This window comes from Pseudonocardia sp. McavD-2-B (assembly GCF_024124365.1).
Classification (GTDB): domain Bacteria; phylum Actinomycetota; class Actinomycetes; order Mycobacteriales; family Pseudonocardiaceae; genus Pseudonocardia; species Pseudonocardia alni.
The window spans coordinates 1-4,174 of the sequence record NZ_JAMXSG010000385.1 but is presented as its reverse complement, the minus strand read 5'-3'; the positions used below and the strand labels follow the sequence as shown (position 1 = coordinate 4,174).

Sequence of the window (4,174 nt, the reverse complement as noted above, 5' to 3'; positions counted from 1 at the left end):
CCGGGCTGCCCACGAGGCGCCGTCCGCACGCTGCGGGCGGCGCCTCCGCATGTCCGGGGTGCCCCGCTGCGTCGCGGGTCGCCCGGAGCTCAGTCGCGGGCGGGCACCCCGAGCAGGACCTCCAGCTCGCCGAGGGTGGTCTCGGCGCCGGTGTGGCGCACCCCGACCGCCCCGGCCGCGGCGGCGCCGCGCACGCACGCCCCCATGTCGTCGACGACGACGCAGTCCCCCGCGGGCAGGCCCAGCTCCGCCGCGGCGGCGGCGAAGGAGTCCGGGCTCGGCTTGCGGGCCCCGCGGACCGCACCGAGGAGCACCGTGCCGAACGCCGCGGCGACCTCGTCGGGCACCGCGTGCGCGCCGGAGAACAGCGCGGTGCGGATCCCCGCGGCCGCGGCGCGACGGGCGTAGGCGAGCAGCAGGGCCCCGTCGGCGGGGTCGTCGAGAACCCCGCCGTAGTCGACGATCAGGCCACGCAGGGTCCGGGTGTCCGCCACCCGGCCGACGGTACCGAGTGTCGCCGCCTCCCGGGGCGCACCGGGACTCCGCCGCGGCTCGGTGCTGCAGGCTCGCCGCTCGACCGCTCGGCTCGGTGCTGCTGCGGCGCCGCTCGACCGCCGCGGCTCAGTCGAGGGCCCGGCGCAGGAAGCCGCGGATCCCCAGCAGGGTGAACAGCACGATCGCCGCCACCGGGACGAGCACGCACACCCACAGCGGGATGTGCGGGACCTGCGGCACCAGCGACGCGCGGATCCCCTCGCTGACGTAGGTCAGCGGATTCACCGCCGACAGCACCTGGAACCAGCGCAGGTCGGCCAGGGTGAGCCACGGGTACTGCACCGAGCCGGTGAACAGCAGCGGCGTGAAGATCACCGCGAACAGGATGTTGATCCGCCGCGGCGGCACCGCGGTGCCGATGGTGAGCCCCATCGCCGCACCGAGCAGGCTCCCGAGCACGACCATCAGCAGCGCGGGGGCCAGCCCCTCGGCCGGCCACCGGATGTCGATCATCGCGAAACCGATGGGCACCATCAGCAGACTGGCGAGCAGGCCGCGCATCCCCGCGAAGGCGATCTTCTCGACGGCGACGGCCCACACGGGCATCGGCGCGAGCAGCCGGTCGTCGATCTCCCGCGTCCAGGACAGCTCGAACACCAGCGGCAGCGTCACCGCCTGCAGGGCGCCGAACATCGCGTTCAGCGCGATCAGGCCGGGCAGCATGATCTGCCCGTACTCGGGCGACACGAAGCCGCCGCGGCCGAGGACCACGACGAACACCAGCAGGAAGAAGAACGGCTGCACCAGCGTCTGCGCGAGGAACGACGGAAGCTCCCGGCCGGTGACGAACAGATCGCGGCGCAGCACCGCCAGGAAGGCACGCCCGGTCATCGCAGGTCCCTGCCCGTCAGGTCGATGAACACGTCCTCCAGCGTCGCCTGCCCCAGGCTGACGTCGCGCACCGTGGCGCCGCGCCGCCCGAGCAGGTCGACGGCCGGTGCCAGCAGCGCCGCCGGCTCCGCGGTGACCGACAGCCGGAACGCCGACACGGTGCCGTTCTCCCCCGGGCCGCGGCCCGGCGGGGTCTCGGCACGTGCGACACCGCCCAGCCCGGCCAGCGCCACGCGCAGCGTCTCCGCCGCACCGGGTCCGTGGTCGGCGACGATCTCCACGGTCGCGCTGCCCGGCAGCGACCGGACCAGCGCGTCCGGGGTGTCCAGCGCGAGCAGCCGCCCGTGGTCGACGATCCCGATCCGGTCCGACAGCTTGTGCGCCTCGTCCATGTCGTGGGTGGTGAGCACGACGGTCACGCCCTCGTCGCGCAGCCCGCTGATCTGGTCGTGGACGAACAGCCGGGCCTGCGGGTCCAGGCCGGTCGAAGGTTCGTCGAGGAACAGCACCTCCGGGGAGTGCATGAGTCCGCGGGCGATCATGACGCGCTGGGCCTGGCCGCCGGACAGGTCGTCGGCGACAGCCTTCGCCCTGTCGGTCAACCCCATCCGCTCCAGCAGTTCGTCGGCGCGGCGATTGCGCTCCGCCCGCCCGACGCCGTGGTAGGCGGCGTGGAAGACCAGGTTGTCGCGGACACCGAGGGAACGGTCCAGGTTCTGGCGCTGCGGGACGACGGCCAGCTTCGCGCAGACGGCGACGGCGTCGGCGCGCACGTCGAGCCCGGCGACCCGGGCCGTGCCCGAGGTCGGCACCACGCGGGTCGTCAGCACGCCGACGGTCGTGGTCTTCCCGGCGCCGTTGGGCCCGAGCAGCCCGAACACCTCACCCTCGGCCACCGAGAACGACAGGCCGTCGACGGCGTTGCCCTTCGCCTTCGGGTACCGCTTCACCAGGTCGACCACCTCGACCGCGGTCCGTCCCATCGCACTCCCCCGCCGATCACGTCACGTCGGGCCGATCCTGCTCCAGGTCGGCGATCACCGCGAGCAGGTAAGCGCGGACGGCGTCGTCGAGCCCGTCCGACGGCTCCCGCAGCCACGGTCCGCGCCCGTCGGAGCGGGCGTCGCGCCACCGGTCCCGCCCGGCGCCGGTGAGCGCGACGAGCCGGACCCGCCGGTCCGCCGGATCCCCGCGGCGGACCACCAGCCCCGCCGCCTCCAACACGTCGACGACCGGGGTCAGGCTGGTCGGGGCGACCCGGACCCGGGCGGCGAGCTCGCGCTGGGCCAGTCCGCCGCACCGCTCCAGCACGTCGAGGACCGCGAACCCGGTGACACCGAGGCCGTGGCCCCCGGTCCGCCGCCGGCGTTCGGCGAGCACCGCCGCCCCGGCCCGGACGACGAGGTCGGCCAGCGACTCCGCGGGGCCGTCCACCGGGTCGGGAGCCGGCACGAGGCGGGGCGGGGTGAGGTCGATGCGTCCCGGTGGGTGGGGTGCGGGCATCGCGGGAGGGTAGGACGCGGCGGGGCCCGGCGGGGGCGGTCGGGCGGGGCCGGTCGCGTTCGTGAACACCGGCCCCCACCGGAGGGCGGCTCACGACCGGCGGCGCCGGCGCCGCTCGCCTCCGTGGCTCCGTCGGTGCGCCGGACCACGCCGGCCTCATCTGCGCCCTCGGATCGTGCGGTACCGCATCGTGCGGAGCCGGACGGTCCGGTGGCGGATCCGGGCCGGGCCCCGCCGCGGCCGCCGGGGCCGTCGCAGTCTGGCGCCGTGACCCCGACGACGACCGGCACCGCCCCGGCGGGGGGTGCCTCCGGCCCACGGACCGACACCGCCCCCGGCACGCAGGCCGCACCCACGCCACCACCTCCCGGGAACCGGACCCGTCCCGCCCCGGTTGCGGCCGGTCACGCGCGGCACGCGTCCTCGCAGACGGGGACGGCGGCGCCCGCCGTCGCCCCGGCACCGGGCGCCGATACCGGTGCCGTCGACGCGTCCGGTTCCCCGGTCACGTCCGTGCAGGCCGGGGCCGTGGACGGGCAGGCTCCGCCGCCGCCCGGCCCCGGGGAGCTCCTGGTCCGCACCCCCGCCGACGTGCCGGAACCGCTCGCACCGGGGGTCGTCGTCGTCCTGCCGGGTGGGTTCCGGATGTCCGCCGGACCGGCGCCCGCACCGCGCGAGGCGGTCCGCCCCGTCCCGGCGCCGACGGTGCCCGAGGACGCCTCCCCGGCCGACGCCGAGCGGGTCCGGGCCCCGGCCCACGGGATCGTCCGGCTGCTGACCGAGGTGCTCGCCGGGCGCCGCCCGCCGGACGGGGTCACCGCCGTCACCACCCCGGCGGTGCGCCGCTACCTGACCGCGGCCCGGATCGTGCACCCGGCGCGCCCGTCCCGTGGCCGGCCGGGCCCCGGAGGACGGGTCGGTGCCCCCGGCTGCGGGAGCCCGGGCGGCTCGACCGCGCGCCGGACGCCGCGGGTGCACGTCGGTCTGCCCCGGCCGGACGTGGCCGAGGTGTGCGCGACCGTCACCGTCGCCGGTCGGGTGCGTGCCCTGGCGCTGCGGCTGGACCGGGCGCCGGACGGCCGGTGGCTCGCCACCGCCGTCCGGCTCGTGTGAGGCGCGGCGCGGCCGACCCCGGCCGGGTGCGGTTACCCGTCGCGGCGGACCTGCTGCGTGCCCTGACCCGTGCGGGGCGTCGCGACCGCGGGGCACGACCGAGGGAACCGGCACGACCGAGGGAACCGGCACGACCGCGACCGCGGAACCGGCGCCGCCGGCGGGACCCCCC

Annotated in this window: 5 protein-coding genes; 1 reads left to right on the top strand and 4 read right to left on the bottom strand. The window is 77.2% G+C overall.

Translation table 11 applies throughout. The features are described from left to right. Window positions 1-89: 89 nt before the first annotated feature. The 4 genes from NH602_RS28830 to NH602_RS28815 form a co-directional block, all read right to left on the bottom strand. Complete coding sequence (locus tag NH602_RS28830) at window positions 90-494, bottom strand: HAD-IA family hydrolase (protein ID WP_062397524.1); 405 nt, start codon at window positions 492-494, stop codon at window positions 90-92. A 127-nt stretch (window positions 495-621) separates the two neighbouring features. After that, entirely contained in the window at window positions 622-1,386 is a 765-nt protein-coding gene (locus NH602_RS28825; protein WP_161152520.1) for an ABC transporter permease, read from the bottom strand. After that, the gene (locus tag NH602_RS28820) at window positions 1,383-2,369 is read right to left on the bottom strand and encodes an ABC transporter ATP-binding protein (protein ID WP_253069454.1); all 987 of its coding nucleotides are present in this window, start codon (window positions 2,367-2,369) and stop codon (window positions 1,383-1,385) included. Before NH602_RS28820 ends, NH602_RS28825 begins: the two co-directional genes overlap by 4 nt. Before the next feature lie 16 nt (window positions 2,370-2,385). Then, window positions 2,386-2,889 (bottom strand): MarR family winged helix-turn-helix transcriptional regulator, encoded by a 504-nt coding sequence (locus NH602_RS28815; protein WP_167379081.1) that lies wholly within the window; start codon window positions 2,887-2,889, stop codon window positions 2,386-2,388. Window positions 2,890-3,417: 528 nt separating this feature from the next. On the opposite strand from NH602_RS28815, the gene NH602_RS28810 reads away from it, so the two are divergent. After that, complete coding sequence (locus NH602_RS28810; RefSeq protein WP_139282865.1) at window positions 3,418-4,002, top strand: Rv3235 family protein; 585 nt, start codon at window positions 3,418-3,420, stop codon at window positions 4,000-4,002. The last annotated feature ends 172 nt before the right edge of the window (window positions 4,003-4,174 follow it).

Coding starts and splice junctions, on each gene's coding strand:
- NH602_RS28825 (WP_161152520.1), bottom strand. CDS start 1,386: ATGACCGGGCGTGCCTTCCTGGCGGTGCTGCGCCGCGATCTGTTCGTC.
- NH602_RS28820 (WP_253069454.1), bottom strand. CDS start 2,369: ATGGGACGGACCGCGGTCGAGGTGGTCGACCTGGTGAAGCGGTACCCG.
- NH602_RS28815 (WP_167379081.1), bottom strand. CDS start 2,889: ATGCCCGCACCCCACCCACCGGGACGCATCGACCTCACCCCGCCCCGC.